Raw genomic sequence first — 17,213 nt, forward strand, 5'->3', positions numbered from 1 at the left:
ACCTGGCATCGAGTCGCGCCCGAACCAGGGCATGTCTCCTTTATCGCCAGAGCCATGTCAGAATCGCGCTGATCACGACGGCCGCTCGATAGGTGATCGCGAGCTTGTCGTATCTCGTCGCCAACCCTCGCCATTGCTTGACGTAGGCAAACGAACACTCCACCACGTTGCGGTTCCGATAGGCTCCGGCATCGAATGCCGGGGGCCGTCCACCTTTGCTACCGCGCTTCTTCCAAGTCGCGATCTGATCCTTCTTCTCCGGGATCCGCCCGAATGCCACGCAAACGCAGATAGTCGCGGTTGCCTCTGGACCCATAAGCACGATCAGCCAGAACCGCGTCTGGGCGTGTGCGAGCACGACCACCACTAGCCCGCGGAACTCGAATATCGGCCAGCACCTGCGGCAGAATCACTCCGTCATGGCGCTGCCCGCCAGTGATCACCACAGCCAGGGGGCGGCCGCGGCCGTCGACGGCGTGGTGGATCTTCGTCGTCAGCCCACCACGTGAGCGACCAATGCCATGCCCAGCTGGTTCACACTCCTGATCGGGCAGATTCTTGTAATTCGACGTAGCCCCCTGTGTCCTGGTCAGGGCGCGACGTGTTCGTCGAAAGTGGCTGCGTCTGCGATTCGGACGATGAGCGCAAGACGCTGCACGGTCTGCGACTCCACGCTGCTTGATTACCTCGTGCAGAACTGCAGTCACAGTTACCACGATGCCGGGGGCAAGCGCCGCGGCTGCCGCGTTATCACCGGTCACTGCTGCGTCGCCATGGCCGGGGATACGGCGATCTCGTGACCGGACCGGGATCCGCACCCGGCCCGGCCCTCACGCCGCTGGGGCCGCGGATTTTGCGCCCGGTGCTGGTCGGCGTGCGCACCGTGCCCGAGGCGGTGGCCGGCGAACGCTGGCTGCGTCTGGGTCTGACCGGCGTCGCGGTGGTGGCAGCGGTTGCGGCGGCCGCGGCGATCAGTATGAGTATCGCCGATCCGCTAGGGGCGAATTTCGCGGTGCCAATCATCTGGCTGTCGGCTTCGCTGGTGAGGAGGCGCGGTCAGTCGTCCCGGCGGGCCGCCGATTTCTCCAGTGCCGCCATGCCCGGCATCTGCGAGCCGTATTCCGCGCGGAAGGTCGCACTGACCTCGTGGGCGGTGCAGCCGAACATCTCGATGGCGGGATTGTCGTTGCCGCAGTCGGAGACCAACACCGTTGGAGCGGGCACGTCGAGGTCGACGCAGCGTTTGAAGCGAACCCCGGGCACCGATTCGAGTGCTGAGAGGTCGGTGACGAAACCACAGCCGTAACCGCCGCCGATGAGCGCAAGCTGGCCGCCGATGGAATCGCATTCGATGATGTCGCACGGGTCGAAGCCGCCTCGGTCGCGACATGCGGTGACCACCGCGTCGAAGTAACGCGTGCCGCGCTCACGGGAGAACATGACCAGGGTGCTTTGGGCCAGGTCGGAGAGCGCGATCTCCTCGGCTTCAGCGACAGGATGGGAGTCGGGCATTGCAACGATGAGCTGCTCATCGAGCAGACCTTGGATGCGGAACGGCGAACCTTCATCGTCGCGTGCGGTGCCGTGCCGCAGTCGGGTCAGCGCCAGGTCGACGCTCTTGGCCTCCAGGGCAGCGTAGAGCGTCGGTGAGTCCCCTTCGAAGACAGATACGTCAATGGTCGGGTAGGCGCTGCGGAACTGCTGCAGGATAAGCGGCAGCAGCCGGCTGCCCGAAACTGGGCCCACGCCGAGGGCGAGCGTTCCGACCTCCTCATCGCCGGCGCGCGCCACGCGCCGCACAAGCTGACGGCTGCGCCGCAGCAAAGAGGATGCTTCGCCACTGAGCTCGCGGCCGGCAGGCGTCAGCGACACCCCTCGCGCATGCCGTGTGATGAGCGGCGCCCCGAGCGCCCGTTCGAGCAGTCTCAGCTGAAGACTCAGCGCAGGCTGCGAGATGTGCAGACGGCGAGCAGCATTGGTGACATTCAGCTCCTCTGCGACCACAGCGAAGTACTCCAGCCGCTTGAGCGTCACATCAACCATAAGTTTCAGCTCTTCCTCAGATCAGAAAAGAGTATTGGACTTATGGTACCGGTCGTTCGACAGTAGCGAACGACTTTCCACTCCCGCCTCAAAGGAGATACGCGGATGCAGCTGTCGACCATCGACCTGATATTGGTCGGCGTCTACTTTCTGGTGATGCTGTTCATCGGATTCCAAACAGCGCGCCGAATCAGCACACCTGACGATTTCGCTGTGGCTGGACGCCGCCTCACCTGGCCCGTCGTGTTCGCGACGATGGCCGCGACCTTCTTGGGCGGCGGCGCCACGATGGGCCGAGCCGGCCAGTCCTATGAGATCGGCTACGCGTTCATGTTCGCCGCCATCGCCTTCCCGTTCCAGACAATGCTCGTCGGCTGGTTCATCGCGCCCCGGCTCAATGCCTACCGGAAGTCGGAGACCATCGGCGACATCTTCGAACTCCACTCAGGCCGGCTGGCCCGCCTCCTCGTCGGCATCCTCGGCCTGGGTGTCTCCATCGGCATCCTCGGTGCACAGGCGCTCGCACTGGGTACGATCTTCAAGGTCGTCTTCGGCATGGACCCCACGCTGGGCATCATCATCGGCATGGTGGTAGTGCTGCTCTACTCCACCGCCGGCGGAATGTGGGCAGACGTGCAGACAGATGTCATCCAATTCATCATGCTCGGCATATTCCTGCCGGTCGCGCTCCTCATCGGGGTCTTCACAGCCGGCGGGCCTTCTGACTTCGTCGCACGCATCCCAGACACGCATCTGGAGCTCTTCAGCGCCTTCGGGTTCTGGGAATTCCTCGCGATATTCGTCGCCTTCGCGCTCGGCGAGGCTCTCATCCCGCCCTACGTTCAGCGCGCATTCGGCGCCACCGACCCGAAGACAGCACGCAAAGGCTACGCATTCGCCGGCGCCTTCGGTCTCATCTTCTACTTCGTCAGCGCCAGCCTCGGTGTCCTCGCGTTCGTCATGTACCCGAACATCGCCGCCGACGACGCGATCCCGGCTGTGGTCACCGAGCTGCTTCCCGTCGGTGCTGCCGGCCTCGTGGCCGCCTCTCTCGTCGCCGTCATCATGTCCACCGCCGATTCTCTACTCAACTCCGCGGCAGTGGTCTTCTCCAAGGACATCGTCAAAGGCTTCCTGGTGCCCAATATCAAGCCCCGTCAGCTGCTCTGGACCGAGCGGGCGAGCAATTTCGGCATCGGCCTCGGCGCGCTGCTCTTCGCACTCAACGCCGAATCGAGCGTCGATGCTCTGCTGCTCACCTACGGCTTCTGGGCCCCGACGGTGGTGGTGCCGCTCGTGGCCGTCGTCGTGACCAAACAGCGCGCTCCCGTCGCTGTCGTCGCAGCGATGATCGCCGGTGCTGTATCCAGCGCGATCTGGACCTTCGGCCTCGGCACCCCAGCAGACATCAACGCAGTGATCATCGGGCTTCCGATCAACATCATCGTCCTCATCGCGACATACGCGCTTGTCGACGCCCCCAGGAACAGGAGAACAGGGACCGAAAAGGTGGTGGCAGCATGAGCCTCCTCGTTGCAGCTTTCTACGTTGTACCAGCATTCATCATCCTCTGGGTCGCCTTCGTCGGATGGTTCGGGCTGAAGTTCTGCTGGGACACCCTCATCGCGACTTCTCCGCAGGAGTTCGCAGAGGAGTCAACGGCGTCCGATGCGGCCGGCACGCACTCACATGGAGGCGATCGATGACCGGCAGAGTGCTGATCGTCGGAGCAGGCGCGATCGGCGTGACGACTGCCCTCTCGGTGCGCCGGATGGGATTCGACGTCACCGTCGTCGACAGTGAAGAAGTCGCAGGCGCCGGCTGCTCCCACGCCAATGCGGGTCTGCTCGCCCCCAGCCACGCCTTCCCCCTCACCGGAATGGCCAATGTGCGGCTCGGTCTGCAGAATATGCTCAACCCGACGGGTCCGTTCCGTCTGGCGCCCCGCCGGCAGAACGCCGGCTGGATCCCGCGGTTCCTCGCTGCCTCGACACCGGGGCGTGTGCGCAAAGCGACGCGAACGCTGCGGCTGCTATGCGCAGCAGGCGCTGCCGGTCATGCCGCGCTCGTCGACGAAGGCGTGCCCACCAGTTGGGTCAACAGCGGCATGCTCGATGTTTTCACCGACTCCGAGAACCTGGCGCTGGCTCAGCAGAGCCTCCGCGCACATCCGCTGCAGCCGGAATACGACGCCCTCACGCAGGAGCAGCTCTCGTCCCGGGTGCCGGGGCTGACGGGATTTTCCGGGGGCATCTTCACACCCGGTGATTCCTATTGCGATGGCGGTGCCTATGTCGCCGCCATCGCTGCACAGGCAGCCCGCGAAGGTGTGGAGTTCCAGTTCGGCACCCGGGTGAATCGGCTTGCCCTGAAGGCAGAGGCGGTGCGCGGAGTCGATACGGCTGCCGGCCGCGTCGCTGCCGACCATGTCATCGTCGCGGCAGGATCGGCCACCAAACATCTCGTTCGGCCCACCGGTCTCAATCTGCCCCTCACCTCGGCGAAGGGATACGTCATCGATCTGGCCACCGGCCCGGATGATCCGACGATGCCGATCGGTTTGAAGAGCCAGATGATGGTCGTCACGCCCTATTCAAGCAAGGTCCGCCTGGCCGGTGTGCTCGAACTCGTCGGCGAGGACAAGCACATCGACGAGAAGAGGACCAAGGCGATGATCGGCTCGGCGGTCGATGCGCTGCCGCAGCTGGCCGGTCGCGAGGTGCTTCAGGTCTGGTCGGGTATGCGCCCGTGCAGTGCCGACGGCCTGCCGATGATCGGGCGCACGCACGCTGACGGTCTGTCAGTAGCGACCGGACACGGTCAGCATGGGCTCATCCTCGCCCCGGTCACCGCGCAGATCATCGCCGCGCAGCTGGCCGGTCGGCCGGGCACCCCTGCGGACGTCAACCCCTGGCAGCTGAGCCCGGCCCGCTTCGCATCCGGCCGACGGCGCTCCGCATCCTGAACCTGCCCCAAGCACCAAGCCTGAGGCTCAGGGCAGCAGCAGGATGACCCCGTGCAGGAACAGCCCGACGAGCGCGCCGATGACGGTGCCGTTGATGCGGATGTACTGCAGGTCCTTGCCGACGTAGAGCTCGATGCGCTCGGAGGCCTCCTTGGCGTCCCAGCCGGCGATCGTATCGGAGATGACGCTGGCGATCTCCGGGCCGAAGGACTCAACCAGGTCGCCGACGGTGATCGCCAGCCGATCGTCGATCGCGCCGGAGAACTCGGCGTCGTCGACCATCCGGGTCGCGGTCTGGTCGAGCAGCGCCCGGAGCCGCTGGTGCACCTCGCCGGACGTGTCGAGCACCGCCCCGCGCAGCAGCCGCTTGAGTGAGGCCCACACATCGAGGACGGCCTGGACGACGCCCTCTTCGCGCAGCAGGTCGTCGATGACGTTCTCGGCACGCTTCGCGATCGAGGTGTCCTCGCGCAGGTTGGCGGCGAGTTCGAGCAGCCACCGGTCGAGTGCCTGCCGAGCCTTGTGGTAGCGGTTGTCGCGCACATCGGAGATCCATTCGAGGACTTCGCGGCGCAGCCTGCGCGCGACCCCTTCGTTGACGAAGGCCGGCACCCAGTCCGGAGCCTTCTGCGCGACCACGTCGTCGATGACCTGCGGATTGGCCGCCAGCCACGTGTACGCCTCCCCGACGACGAGGTCGACGAGCCGGTGGTGGGCCCCGTCCTGCACGATCTCCTGCACGAGCCGGCCGAGCACCGGGGACTTGTGCGTATCGACGAGCTTGGGCACCAGCACCTCGCGGGTCAGCGCCTCGATCGCATCATCATCGACGCGCCTGAGCACATACTCCAGGCCCTGCCCGGCACGGGTGACGACGATCTCCTGGTTGCCCGGCTCCTTCAGCCAGCCGCCGATGCGCGCGGTCACCTGGGCGTTGCGGATCTTCGCGGCGACGGTGACGGAGGTGAGGAAGTTCGCGGCGACGAAGTTCGACATGCTCTCGCCCAGCACGTCCTTCTTGCGCGGGATGATCGCCGTGTGCGGGATCGGCAGCCCGAGCGGGTGGCGGAAGAGCGCGGTGACCGCGAACCAGTCGGCGATCGCCCCGATCATCGCCGCCTCGGATCCGCGGGCGACGAACCCCCACACGCCGGTCAGGTCGGTGAAGACGTGGGTGAGAACGAAGATGCACGCCGCCAGCACGAGCAGCGCGGTCGCCAGCTGGCGCATCTTCCTCAGCGCACGCGCCCGCTCGAGGTCGCCGAAGGTGTCGTCGATGCGCGCCGGTGCGGTCGGTCCGGTGGATCCGGCCGCCGCCGAGGTGCTGGGCGAGTGAGTCATGTCCCTATTCTGACACCTCGGCCCGGACTCCCCACCCGGAAGACACGACTGCCCGCTCTCGCCCTTGCCGCCTCGATCGCGGTGCTCGGCACCGCCTGCTCAGCACCTTCGCACAGCGGCGGATCCTCAGCAGCTGCCGGTGCAGATCAGCAGGCGGCCTCGGAATCCGCCCGCGCGCTCAGTGAGAAGATCGCCGCGCACTGGCCGCTGGTGGCGACGGCCTGGCCCGGGACGGACTGCTCCGGCCACGTCGCAGTCCTCTTCCACCGCGACGACAAGAGCGAGATCGTCACAGGGGGCTGACACCTCGGGCACCCGGAAGCTCGCCAACTCCGAACGCACCGGCCTCACCTCTCCCCCGGGCGGGCGGGTGCAGCCCGGGTGAGTTCGGCGGCAAGCCGGCAGTTCTGCTGGCTTGCCGCCGATCAGCAGATGCTGGATGACCCTCGAGCTGAGGAGTTCTGGCTGCTCGCCACGCATGGGCTCGGGCGGTGCGCACTTCATCGTCGTCGACGGCAGGGAAGTCACCACCGGCTCCACCAACACCTATCCGATGGGGTATCGGCGGAGAGAACCACCGATGCCGATGGCCGGGCCGTCTATACGGTCACGGCCACCGGCTGAGGCAGGAACTCACTGCCATTCGGCAGTCTCCGGGTCCACACCTCGGGCGAAGGCGCCGGCAGCGATCACCTCGACGAGCCAGGCGGCTAAGCCGTCTGCGCGCTCATCGTAGTGCGCGGCGAAGCGCGGGTCGCTGAGGTAGAGGCGCGAGATGCACACCTGCTTCTCGATGGTCATGTCGAACCACTGGCCGATCGAGGCGCGGTGCCGCTCGGCCAGCATGTTCGCCTCCTGGCTGCCGGGCTCGACTCCGCGCGTGAACGCAACGGCGAGTTCGGCCTCGAACGCCTCAGTGTCGTCCTTTACCCGCTGCCAGTCGGCGGTGGTCATGGTCTGCTTGATCGCCTCGGACTGGGCCCATTCGTCGGTCTGGCCCCAGCGCTGCTCCGCTTCGGCCTCCCAGTCGGGGTTCCAGTTCGGGCCGAGGATCTCAGCCTGCTCGGCTGCTGTGAGCTTCTTTCCCATGGTGGTGGTCTCCATCATCCGTTCGACTGCAGAGACGACTCTCTGCAGCTGGTCGATACGTGTTCGGAGCGATGCGCGCTGCTCAGCCAGCTCGGTTGCCAGGTCGACGCCCGGATCGTCGAGGATCCGGCCGATCTCTGACAGCGGCAGGCCGAGTTCGCGGAAGATGAGCACGCGGCGCAGCCGCTGCATATCAGCTGCCGTGTAGATGCGGTAGCCGGCCCATGTGCGTTCGCTCGGGCTCGCCAGCCCGATGGCGTCCCAGTGGTGCAGGGTGCGGATGCTGACGTCGAGCAGCTTTGCGGCCGCGCCGACTGTCAGCTCCGTGGTGTGCTCGTCCATTCCCTCAGTATCGTCCACAACCACCACGTTCGGCCCTGACGCTGCGTGAGGGTCAAGCCCGGGCCGGCTCCCAGCCGATCCGGTCCACCGCCAACCGGTCCGCAAATGCACGCGGGCCCCGGAACCGTGTAGGTTCCGGGGCCTGTGCGAGCTGCGTCAGCTCAGTGACAGTTCAGCGGGCTCAGCGCTTGCCGATGACGTCGAACTTCGCGTTGGCAGTGATCTCGTCGTGGACGCGCACGGTGGCGGTGTAGCTGCCGGGCTCCTTGACGTGGCCGGGCAGAGCGATCTGCCGGCGGTCGAAGGAGGTGCCGTGCGCCTCGGTCAGCGCGTCGGCGACCAGCGCAGCGGTGACAGCGCCGAACAGGCGGTTGTTCTGTCCGGCCTTCATCTCGATCTTCGCCGAGGAGCCTTCGAGCTTCTCCTTGAGTGCGAGTGCTTCGTCGCGGTCGGCCAGCTGGCGTGCCTGGCGGGACTTGCGCAGCGCCTCGATCTGCTTCTCGGCACCTGCAGACCAGGTGGTGGCCCAGCCGCGCGGGATCAGCAGGTTCCGGGCGTAACCGGCCTTGACCTCGACGACGTCGCCGGCGGCACCGAGGCCGTCGACTTCCTGGTTGAGGATGACCTTCTTGGTAGCCATTGTTCTACTCCCCTCGTCTTATCGGGTCGAGCCCGAGTAGGGCAGGAGCGCCATCTCGCGGGCGTTCTTGACGGCCTTGGCGATGATGCGCTGTTCCTGCACGTTGACACCAGTCACGCGACGAGCGCGGATCTTGCCGCGGTCGGAGATGAACTTGCGCAGGGTTGCGGTGTCCTTGTAGTCGATCTGGGCTGCCTCGCCGAACTTCAGCGGGTTCGCCTTCTTCTTGATGGGCTTCCGGGGATCCGGCTTTGCCATGATGTGCTCCTGTCAGAAAATCTGTTGATCAGCGGCAGGCACGCGCCTGCCGGTGTGCGATCAGAATGGTGGTTCGTCCGAGGTCGGGCTGCCCCAGCCTCCGCCGGGGTTGGTCTGCGGGTTCGAGCTGGCCCACGGGTCGTTCGACTGACCCTGGCCGCCCTGCTGCCCGCCGAAGCCGCCGCCGGGGTTCTGTCCCCAACCGCCGCCCTGCTGACCGCCGCCGGAGAATCCTCCCTGGCCGCCTCCTGAGAAGCCGCCGCCGGAGAACTCCTTCTTCGTCACGTTGGCCGTGGCGTAGCGCAGGCTCGGGCCGATCTCGTCGACGTCGAGTTCGAAGACGGTCCGGCGTTCGCCTTCCTTCGTTTCGAAGCTGCGCGACTTCAGCCGGCCCTGCACGATCGTGCGGGTGCCGCGCTGCAGGGTCTCGGTGACGTTCTCAGCGAGGTCCCGCCACGCGTTGCAGCGCAGGAACAGAGTCTCGCCGTCTTTCCATTCGTTGGTCTTGCGGTCGAACATGCGCGGGGTCGACGCCACTGTGAAGTTCGCGACCGCGGCCCCGTTGGGCGTGTAGCGCAGTTCGGGGTCGGCGGTGAGGTTTCCCACCACAGTGATGATCGTGTCGCCTGCCATGATGCTCCTTACAGCGTGGGGGTCAGCGGGTCCGAGCTCGGATCTGCTGGATTACTTCGCGTCGGGACGCAGGATCTTCGAGCGCAGCACGGTCTCGTTGAGGCCGAGCTGGCGGTCGAGTTCCTTGGTCGTGTCGGGCTTGGCGTGGAAATCCACGACGACGTAGGTGCCTTCGGCCTTCTTGTTGATCTCGTAGGCGAAGCGGCGACGGCCCCACACATCGACATTGTCGACGGTGCCGCCGTCAGCGGGAACCACCTTCAGCAGCTTTTCGACAGTGGTGTCAACGGAACGGTCTTCGAGTTCCGGATCCAGAATGAGCATCAGCTCGTAATGACGCACGTGTCACCCACCTCCTCTGGTCTCAGCGGCCATGGTCGGTCCATGGCAGGAGGGTATATGCGTTTCGTCTGGCCGGGTGCGGAATCGGTCCGCAGTGGACACAGACTGATTCAGTCTAGTGCCTTGACGCCCGCCTCGCCAGTTCAGGCGCTTGCCTCCGGGCCCGAGGCGGTGGCTTCCCTGCCCGAGGCGTCAGCCTCCGGGCCCGAGGCGGTGCTCGTCTCAGATTCGGGGGCCGGCTGGGGGCTGCGGTCGAGTTCGAGAGCGGCGGCGGTGATGACGGCGACGACGGCTGCCAGCCTGAGGCAGGTGAAGATCAGCAGCCAGGCTGGGGAGAGTCCCTTACTGGCTTCGAAGGCGGTGATGTCGGAGAGGTTGACGGCGATCACGAGTGCCGCCTCGGCCAGCGCCCAGGCGATGAACACCCACAGCCGGCGGATGGCCAGTGCGGCGAAGGGCAGCAGCCACAGCGCGTGGGTGATCGGCGCTGAGGGCAGTGTGACGACGGCGAGGCCGAGCACCATCGTGAGTGCGACGTATAGGTTCGGCCGGGGCCGGCGGGTGATGAAGGCGAGTGCTGCGATGACGGCGATCGCGCAGGCGGCGAGGCTGACACCTGCCAGCAGCTGCGGATCAGCGCCTTCTCCGTAGGCGAGCAGGGAGACGAGTGAGCCGCGGTCGATCGGCTCCTGCCACCACATGGACAGGCGGTAGAAGATGAGCCCGTCGATGGCGAGGACGAGGCCGACGGTGATGAGGGCCGCCCCGCCGATCGACAGCAGGTCGGAGCGCTGCCCGGCGCGCCACAGCAGGACGATGACGGTCAGCAGCGCGAGGATGCCGAGCGGGTTGATGAGTGCGGCGACGGCGAAGAGCACTCCGGCCCCGAGGTTCGACTGGGGGCCGGCCACGGTCGGGTTGAGCAGGACGAGCGCCCACACGAGGCAGGCCACACCGACGGGGTCGAGCGATTGGCCCATGGAGAAGATGATCGCCGGGGAGATGCAGGCGACCGGCAACCAGGCGAGTCGGCGCATGAGCACGGCAGCACCGAGCGCCATCGCGGCCACAGCGATGGTGTTGATGACGAGCAGGAAGGCCATCATGTCCCCGGCTCCCAGGCCGGCGCTGAGCATGAAGCCGAGTTCGACGAACCAGCCGGTCACCGGGTCGAGTGCGGCAGGTGCGCCGGACGCCCGGCCGGGTCCGGCGGGGAATTCGGTGCCGGTCAGCGCATTGGCAACCGGCGAGGCGCACATCCGTGCAGAGGCGCCGGGCAGTTCGTAGCCGGGCATGCACGCCCCGTGCAGCAGGATGCCGATGCCAGCAGTGCCGAAGGCGGCCAGCATGCACATGAGCGCGGCCGTCGTCCGGAACGGCGAGGGGCCCGACGCCGCGTGGGCGCCGGGCCTGCCGCCGAGCAGCGGCTCAGCAGCTCTGAGGGGAGTCACACCTGGCATGCGCCTAGGCTATCGCGCCTCACAGTACGCTGACGGTTCCCTGGCGGATGAAGCCGGGCAAGATGAAGCCTGCCCCTCCGAGACCCTGGCCCTCCTTATCGTCTCCGCCATTGCCGTTCTCCTTGTCCTTCGGCGGCTCTGGCTTCTTCGTCGGAGGCTTCGGCGGCTCGATCGTCGGAGGATCGTTCTTCGGCGGATCCGATGGCTTCGGATCCTCCTTCGGCTTCTCCTCGTCCTTCGTCTCCTCGTCCTTGGGCTTCTCATCCTTGGGCTTCTCGTCCTTGGGCTTGTTGCCGTTCGACTTGTCCTCCTGCGTGGCCTTCGGCTTCGGCGACGGCTTGGGCTTCGGACGCTGATTCGGCACACCGGACTTCGGCTTCGGCTTCTCCACCTGCGGCAGCTTGCCGCGCTTGGGGAACTGCTTGACCGGTTCGTCCTTGAGCGCGTCCTTCATGTACTTCGTCCACGTCTGGGTCGGGAACGAACCACCGGTGATCGAACCGCGGCCGCCGTAGGGGCCGATCTCGACCGGGTTGCCCTCTCCGTCATCGCGGAAGATCGACACTGTGGTCGTGAGGTTCGGGGTGTAGCCGGCGAACCAGGCGGAGTAGTTGTCCTGGGACGTGCCGGTCTTGCCGGCTGCCGGGCGACCCAGCGTCGAGGCGTACGAGCCCGACCCGCCGGTCACCACGCGCGAGAGCGCATAGGTGGTCTCGGCCATGACGTTCTTGTCGAAGTTCCGCTTGCCCTCAGTGTCGGGCTCGTAGAGCGTCTCACCCTCCGGCGTGACCGCGGTCTTAACGGTGTGCGGGGTGTGGGTGATGCCGTTGGAGGCGAACGTGTTGTAGGCCGTGGCCATATCCTTGACCGTCGGGCTGGCGGTGCCGAGCACGTTCGCGGCGTTCTTCTCCAGGCCCTTGGTGTTCTTCGGCAGGCCGGCCCGCGCGGCGACGTCGACCGTCTTCTCCGGGCCGACCTCGATGTTGAGCTGCGCATATGCGGTGTTGACGGAGCTCTGGGTCGCCTTGAGCAGGCTGACCGGACCGTAGCTGGCGCCGCCGTAGTTCTTCGGACTCCAGCGGGTGCCCTCATAGTTCATCGGGGTGCCCGAGGTGCCGCTCAGGTAGTCGGTCAGGCGGTAGCCGTTCTCCAGGCCGGCCACCAGCGTGAACGGCTTGAACGTCGAACCGGCCTGTGTGATGTCCTCGGTGGCTGCGCTGTGCTGCCGCTCGAGGAAGTCCTTGCCGCCGTACATCGCCACGATGCCGCCGGTCTCCGGGTCCATCGACACGAGTCCGACGTGCATGCCCTCCTTGAGCTTCGGCAGGTCCTCGACGGCCTCGATCGCAGCGTCCATCTTCTTCTTCGAGAAGGTGGTGGTGATCTCGAGTCCGCCGCGGTCGATGACCTCGTCCTCGATGCCGTTGCGCTTGAGCTCCTTGCGCACCTCATCGAGGAGATAGCCGTTGGGGCCGGCGAACTGGTTGTCGGTCTGCGCGGCCCGGACCTCGGGCATCTCGGTGCTGGCAGCTTCGTCCTCGGTGATGTAGCCGAGTTCGGCCATGTTGCCCAGCACGTACTTGAAGCGGTCCTCGTACTTGCCGGGGTCCTCAGCCGGGTCCGCCAGGCCCGGACGCTGGATCATCGCAGCCAGCAGCGCGCTTTCGGCCACGTCGAGCTCGCTGGCCGGCTTGTCGAAGTACTTCTTCGACGCGACCTCGATGCCATACGACTGGCGGCCGAGGTAGATGGTGTTGAGGTAGTTGGCGAGGATCTCGTCCTTCGACAGCTCCTGGTCGATCTTGAGCGCGATGAACATCTCCCTGACCTTGCGGTCGAGGGTGCGCTCATTGGTGAGGTAGAAGTTCTTAACGTACTGCTGGGTGATCGTCGAACCGCCGCCGGAGTAGTTGTCGGTGGCCACGCCGATGACCGCTCGCGACAGGCCCTTGATGGAGATGCCGCGGTTCTCGTAGAAGCTGTTGTCCTCAGCGGCGATGGCCGCCTGCTGCATGGGGGTTGAGATCTTGTCGATCGTGACGTTCTTGCGGTCCTCGGTCTTGAAGGAGCCGAGCACTGTCTCGCCGTCGTCGTAGTAGACCGTCGAGGTCTGCCCGGCGGCTTCCTTGTTCGGTTCGGGGACGTCGGTGACGGCATAGCCGATGCTGAAGAGGCCGATGATGACGACGCAGGCGGTGAGGATGCCGACGCCGATGAGCTGCAGCGAAGGCAGCCAGCGAGTCCAGCCGGTCACGCCCTGGCGCGGATAGTTCAGCAGGCCCTTGTTCACGTTCCCGCCCGCGCTTCGGCGTGCCTTCGGTGCGGATTTGGCCACAGATCCCCCAAGAGTGAGTGTGCGGTGTGTCGATTCAGCCAAACATACAAAGATTGGAAGTCGATGAAGATCACCTGGCGCCGGTCACAGCGCAGGCAACCCGCATCCACGTGCTTGACCGAACCGCACTGGATGTGACCTGCAATTTTAGCGCACAACCCGGCGCACCGGCCACACCATGGGTCGTCTGGTCGGTGCGCTGGGACGTGAGCAATCACACGTGAGCTGGGCAGGGATGCTCAGCTGACAGCGGGTTCCTCAGCCCTTGAGGTCGGGGAAGTCGGTGTCAGCCCACTCTTGGTGCTCGACCGTTGTTCCGCCCTCGAACGGGTGGAGTTCGCGTTCGCGGGCGCGCAGCTCGACGCGGCGGATCTTGCCCGAGATCGTCTTCGGCAGCTCGGTGAATTCGATGCGCCGGATCCGCTTGTAGGGGGCGAGGTTCTCGCGGCAGAAGCGCAGGATGTCCTTGGCGGTATCGGCATCGGGTCGCCAACCGGCGGTGAGCACGACGTAGGCCTTCGGCACGGCCAGGCGCAGCGGGTCCGGTGAGGGAACGACGGCGGCTTCGGCGACGGCTTCATGTTCGATGAGCACGCTTTCGAGCTCGAAGGGCGAGAGCCGGTAGTCGCTGGCCTTGAATACGTCATCGGCGCGGCCCACATAGGTGATGTAGCCCTTGGCGTCGCGGCTGGCGACGTCACCGGTGTGGTAGACACCGTCGGCGAACGCCTCGGCGGTCTTGGCCTCATCACCCCAGTAGCCCTGGGTCAGGCCGGCCGGACGCGGGTCGAGCTGCAGGCAGATCTCCCCTTCATCGCCGATCTCCCCGGTCGCCGGGTCGCGCAGGATGACGTCGTAGCCGGGCAGCGGCTTGCCCATCGAGCCGTAGACGATCGGCTCCCCGGGCGGGTTGCCGATCTGCAGGGTCGTCTCGGTCTGGCCGAAGCCGTCGCGGATGCCGACGTTCCAGTGCTTCTTGACCCGGTCGATGACCTCGGGATTGAGCGGCTCACCAGCGCCGAGCGCCTTGACCGGCGGGTTCGTCAGCTGGGACAGGTCGGCCTGGATGAGCATCCGCCACACCGTCGGCGGAGCGCAGAAGCTCGTCACGCCGACCCGGCCCATTGTCTCCATCATCGCCGTCGCATCGAAGCGGGTGTAGTTGTACAGGAACACACAGGCTTCGGCGATCCACGGGGTGAAGATGTTCGACCAGGCGTGCTTGGCCCAGCCGGGTGAGGCGACGTTGAGATGGATGTCGCCGGGCTCGAGGCCCATCCAGTACATCGTCGACAGGTGGCCGACCGGGTAGGAGACGTGGGTGTGGGCGACCATCTTCGCCTTCGAAGTCGTGCCCGAGGTGAAGTACAGCAGCAGCAGGTCATCGGCCGGGGTCGGGCCGTCGGGTTCGAAGGTCTCGGGGAAGTCCTGGGCCGAGGTGTAGGCCAAGTCGTTCTCGCGGGCCGGCTCGGCGCCGACGACGATCCGGGTGAGGTCGACGTCGACCTCGTCGAACTTCGCGGCATCGGCGGCACCGGCGATGACGAAGGAGGCTTCTCCGCGTTCGGCGCGGTCGGTCAGGTCGATGGGGCCCAGCTGGGTGGTCGTCGGCAGCAGCACGGCGCCGAGCTTGATCCCGGCGAGCATCGACTCCCACAGCTCGACCTGGTTGCCGAGCATCACCATGACGTGGCTGCCGCGGGTGACGCCGGCAGCGCGCAGCATGTTGGCGACCTGGTTGGACCGGCGGGAGAGCTGAGAGAAGCTGTAGACGTTCTCGGTGCCGTCCTGCTCGCAGATCCACAGGGCGGGCTTGTCGTTGTTCTCAGCGATGGCATCGAACCAGTCGAGGCCGAAGTTGAAGTGCTCGAAGCGCGGCCACTGGAATTCGTCCTTCGCCTGCGCGTAGTCCAGGCGCAGCTCCAGCAGCCGGTCGCGCGCCGCCCGGTACTGTTCGGTCACGGTCGTCATGGTGCCTCCTCACGGCCTATCCCATTCATTGGTCTCAAGGTAACAGGCGCCTGTGACACCTGGGTGAACCGGGTCACAGCGCAGCCGCGTGTGACAGCTCACTGCCCCGCTCCGCCGGGGCCGGATCACTGCCCCGCTCCGCCGGGGCTGGATCACTGCGGCTGCTGGGAGCCGCCGTCCTGCTCGGCCCACCACCGGCGCAGCACCTCCTCGGCGCGCTGCGCACCGAGCGGACCGTGCTCCATCCGCTGGGCCAGCAGGAACTGATAGGCCTGCCCGACCGCCGGACCGGGGCTGATGCCGAGGATGTCCATGATCTGCCGGCCGTCGAGGTCCGGGCGCACGGCATCGAGCTTCTCGCGCTCAGCCAGCTTCTCGATCCGGTGCTCGAGGTCGTCGTAGGCGTGGGCGAGGCGCTCGGCCTTGCGCCGGTTGCGGGTGGTGACATCGGAGCGGGTGAGGATGTGCAGGCGGGTGAGCAGCCCGCCGGCATCGGTGACGTAGCGGCGGACTGCGGAGTCGGTCCAGCCGGCGTCGCCGTAGCCGTAGAAGCGCAGGTGCAGTTCGACGAGCCGGCTGACCGCCTTCGTCGTGGCCTTGTCGAAGCGCAGCGCCTTCATCCGCTTGCGCGTCATCTTCGCCCCGACGACATCGTGGTGATAGAAGGTCACCGCCCCGTCGGGGGTGAACCGGCGGGTCGAGGGCTTGCCGATGTCGTGCATGAGGGCAGCGAACCGGACGATGAAATCGGGCACGGCGATGCGCTGGGGGTCCTCGGCGACCGCGGTCACCGGCCCGGCAGGCGCGTCCTGTGCCCCGGCGCCCTCCGCCTCGGGCACGGTGTCCGGCGTCGTGGACTCTGCCTGCTCGGCGGCCTTCTCTGCGGCAGCCTTCTCGGCGGCGGCCGCGGCCTGGCGGGCGGCGTAGACAGCCTCGAGGTCGACGGCCTGGTCGAGGACGGTAAGGCTGTGCTGGTAGACGTCCTTGTGCCGGTGATGCTCGTCGCGTTCGAGCTGCATGTCGGTGACCTCGGGCAGGATCCGCGCGGCGATCCCGGTCTCGACGAGCAGTTCGATGCCGGCCCGCGGCCGGATCCCGCAGATGAGCTTGACGAGTTCGTCGCGGACGCGCTCAGCGGAGATGATGTCGATGCGCTCAGCCATCTGGGTCATCGCCTCACGCACCTCAGGGTCGACGCCGAAGCCGAGCTGGGAGACGAAGCGGGCGGCGCGCATCATGCGCAGCGGGTCATCGGAGAAGCTGTCGACGGCCTTGCCCGGTGTGCGCACGAGCCCGTTCGTCAGGTCGGCGAGCCCGCCGAAGGGGTCGACGAAGACGCGCTCGGGCAGCCGGACGGCCATCGCCCCGATCGTGAAGTCCCGGCGGACGAGGTCGTCGTCGAGGTTGTCGCCGAAGGCCACCGCCGGCTTGCGAGAATCCGGGTCATAGGCCTCGGCGCGGTAGGTGGTGATCTCGATCTGCAGCTCGTCCTTGAGCAGGCCGATGGTGCCGAACGCCCGGCCGATCTCCCACACCGCATCAGCCCACGGATTCACGATCGCCAGGATCGCATCCGGGTCGGCATCGGTTGTGAAGTCGAGATCGGGCATCGGCCGGCCGAGCAGCCCGTCGCGCACCGAACCGCCGACGAGGGCGAGCTCCCGGCCGGCAGCGGAGAACATCTCACCCAGGGGGCCGAGGATGTGCTCGTGCGCATCAAGGGCGGTGAGCAGGCGTGCATGGGCGTCGGCCAGGGACACGTGATCTCCATTCGAGGGGGTCGGTTCAGCATAA

General features: G+C 66.5%; 15 protein-coding genes and 1 pseudogene. 4 read left to right on the forward strand and 12 right to left on the reverse strand.

The features are described 5' to 3' along the window. Positions 1 to 40 precede the first annotated feature (40 nt). A pseudogene (locus M3B11_RS03510) lies at positions 41 to 609 on the reverse strand (IS5 family transposase); the annotation flags it as partial. 447 nt (positions 610 to 1,056) lie between these two features. Continuing rightward, entirely contained in the window at positions 1,057 to 2,043 is a 987-nt protein-coding gene (locus M3B11_RS03515) for a LysR family transcriptional regulator (RefSeq protein ID WP_259875393.1), read from the reverse strand. A gap of 213 nt (positions 2,044 to 2,256) precedes the next feature. Between M3B11_RS03515 and M3B11_RS03520 the strand changes: the two genes are divergently transcribed. The 3 genes from M3B11_RS03520 to M3B11_RS03530 are packed head-to-tail and all read left to right on the forward strand — an operon-like array spanning position 2,257 to position 5,008. Further along, the gene (locus tag M3B11_RS03520) at positions 2,257 to 3,567 is read left to right on the forward strand and encodes a sodium:solute symporter (protein WP_259875394.1); all 1,311 of its coding nucleotides are present in this window, start codon (positions 2,257 to 2,259) and stop codon (positions 3,565 to 3,567) included. Next, positions 3,564 to 3,749 carry a hypothetical protein gene (locus M3B11_RS03525; RefSeq protein WP_259854848.1) on the forward strand — a complete coding sequence of 62 codons (186 nt, stop codon included), beginning with the start codon at positions 3,564 to 3,566 and terminating at the stop codon, positions 3,747 to 3,749. The genes M3B11_RS03520 and M3B11_RS03525 overlap by 4 nt, the downstream gene beginning before the upstream one ends. Continuing rightward, the gene (locus M3B11_RS03530) at positions 3,746 to 5,008 is read left to right on the forward strand and encodes an FAD-binding oxidoreductase (protein ID WP_259875395.1); all 1,263 of its coding nucleotides are present in this window, start codon (positions 3,746 to 3,748) and stop codon (positions 5,006 to 5,008) included. Before M3B11_RS03525 ends, M3B11_RS03530 begins: the two co-directional genes overlap by 4 nt. Before the next feature lie 27 nt (positions 5,009 to 5,035). On the opposite strand, the gene M3B11_RS03535 is transcribed toward M3B11_RS03530, so the two are convergent. Next, a complete protein-coding gene (locus M3B11_RS03535; protein ID WP_259875396.1) occupies positions 5,036 to 6,349 on the reverse strand; it encodes a DUF445 domain-containing protein in 1,314 nt (437 codons plus the stop codon). Here M3B11_RS03535 and M3B11_RS03540 point away from each other — a divergent pair. Next, entirely contained in the window at positions 6,341 to 6,652 is a 312-nt protein-coding gene (locus tag M3B11_RS03540) for a hypothetical protein (RefSeq protein WP_259875397.1), read from the forward strand. The two genes, M3B11_RS03535 and M3B11_RS03540, sit on opposite strands and share 9 nt — an antisense overlap. A gap of 330 nt (positions 6,653 to 6,982) precedes the next feature. Here the strand turns inward: M3B11_RS03540 and M3B11_RS03545 are convergent, their stop codons facing one another. From M3B11_RS03545 to M3B11_RS03585, 9 genes are all read right to left on the reverse strand, one after another. Beyond that, complete coding sequence (locus M3B11_RS03545; RefSeq protein WP_259875398.1) at positions 6,983 to 7,780, reverse strand: MerR family transcriptional regulator; 798 nt, start codon at positions 7,778 to 7,780, stop codon at positions 6,983 to 6,985. A 181-nt stretch (positions 7,781 to 7,961) separates the two neighbouring features. Further along, positions 7,962 to 8,420, reverse strand: coding sequence for a 50S ribosomal protein L9 (gene rplI / locus M3B11_RS03550; protein ID WP_175293548.1), 459 nt, complete (start codon positions 8,418 to 8,420; stop codon positions 7,962 to 7,964). 18 nt (positions 8,421 to 8,438) lie between these two features. After that, positions 8,439 to 8,678, reverse strand: a complete 240-nt coding sequence (gene rpsR, locus M3B11_RS03555; protein ID WP_102162491.1) for a 30S ribosomal protein S18 — start codon at positions 8,676 to 8,678, stop codon at positions 8,439 to 8,441. A gap of 60 nt (positions 8,679 to 8,738) precedes the next feature. Next, entirely contained in the window at positions 8,739 to 9,311 is a 573-nt protein-coding gene (locus M3B11_RS03560; protein WP_259875399.1) for a single-stranded DNA-binding protein, read from the reverse strand. A gap of 51 nt (positions 9,312 to 9,362) precedes the next feature. Beyond that, positions 9,363 to 9,653 (reverse strand): 30S ribosomal protein S6, encoded by a 291-nt coding sequence (gene rpsF, locus M3B11_RS03565; protein ID WP_165884028.1) that lies wholly within the window; start codon positions 9,651 to 9,653, stop codon positions 9,363 to 9,365. A 143-nt stretch (positions 9,654 to 9,796) separates the two neighbouring features. Next, on the reverse strand, positions 9,797 to 11,113 hold the full coding sequence (locus tag M3B11_RS03570; protein WP_259875400.1) for a hypothetical protein: 1,317 nt from the start codon (positions 11,111 to 11,113) through the stop codon (positions 9,797 to 9,799). A gap of 19 nt (positions 11,114 to 11,132) precedes the next feature. Further along, the gene (locus tag M3B11_RS03575; RefSeq protein WP_259875401.1) at positions 11,133 to 13,403 is read right to left on the reverse strand and encodes a transglycosylase domain-containing protein; all 2,271 of its coding nucleotides are present in this window, start codon (positions 13,401 to 13,403) and stop codon (positions 11,133 to 11,135) included. A gap of 303 nt (positions 13,404 to 13,706) precedes the next feature. Beyond that, positions 13,707 to 15,419 (reverse strand): AMP-binding protein, encoded by a 1,713-nt coding sequence (locus M3B11_RS03580; protein ID WP_259875402.1) that lies wholly within the window; start codon positions 15,417 to 15,419, stop codon positions 13,707 to 13,709. A gap of 152 nt (positions 15,420 to 15,571) precedes the next feature. Then, positions 15,572 to 17,179, reverse strand: a complete 1,608-nt coding sequence (locus tag M3B11_RS03585; RefSeq protein WP_396121524.1) for an HDIG domain-containing metalloprotein — start codon at positions 17,177 to 17,179, stop codon at positions 15,572 to 15,574. Positions 17,180 to 17,213: the final 34 nt, after the last annotated feature.

This window comes from Brevibacterium sp. p3-SID960, from assembly GCF_025144725.1.
In the GTDB taxonomy this organism is placed as follows: Bacteria; Actinomycetota; Actinomycetes; order Actinomycetales; family Brevibacteriaceae; genus Brevibacterium.

Excerpts from the sequence above, each read along its gene's own strand:
- M3B11_RS03580 (WP_259875402.1), bottom strand. The coding sequence starts at position 15,419 with ATGACGACCGTGACCGAACAGTACCGGGCGGCGCGCGACCGGCTGCTG.
- M3B11_RS03515 (WP_259875393.1), bottom strand. The coding sequence starts at position 2,043 with ATGGTTGATGTGACGCTCAAGCGGCTGGAGTACTTCGCTGTGGTCGCA.
- M3B11_RS03560 (WP_259875399.1), bottom strand. The coding sequence starts at position 9,311 with ATGGCAGGCGACACGATCATCACTGTGGTGGGAAACCTCACCGCCGAC.
- rpsR (WP_102162491.1), bottom strand. The coding sequence starts at position 8,678 with ATGGCAAAGCCGGATCCCCGGAAGCCCATCAAGAAGAAGGCGAACCCG.
- M3B11_RS03530 (WP_259875395.1), top strand. The coding sequence starts at position 3,746 with ATGACCGGCAGAGTGCTGATCGTCGGAGCAGGCGCGATCGGCGTGACG.
- M3B11_RS03535 (WP_259875396.1), bottom strand. The coding sequence starts at position 6,349 with ATGACTCACTCGCCCAGCACCTCGGCGGCGGCCGGATCCACCGGACCG.
- rplI (WP_175293548.1), bottom strand. The coding sequence starts at position 8,420 with ATGGCTACCAAGAAGGTCATCCTCAACCAGGAAGTCGACGGCCTCGGT.
- M3B11_RS03525 (WP_259854848.1), top strand. The coding sequence starts at position 3,564 with ATGAGCCTCCTCGTTGCAGCTTTCTACGTTGTACCAGCATTCATCATC.
- M3B11_RS03570 (WP_259875400.1), bottom strand. The coding sequence starts at position 11,113 with ATGCCAGGTGTGACTCCCCTCAGAGCTGCTGAGCCGCTGCTCGGCGGC.
- M3B11_RS03545 (WP_259875398.1), bottom strand. The coding sequence starts at position 7,780 with ATGGACGAGCACACCACGGAGCTGACAGTCGGCGCGGCCGCAAAGCTG.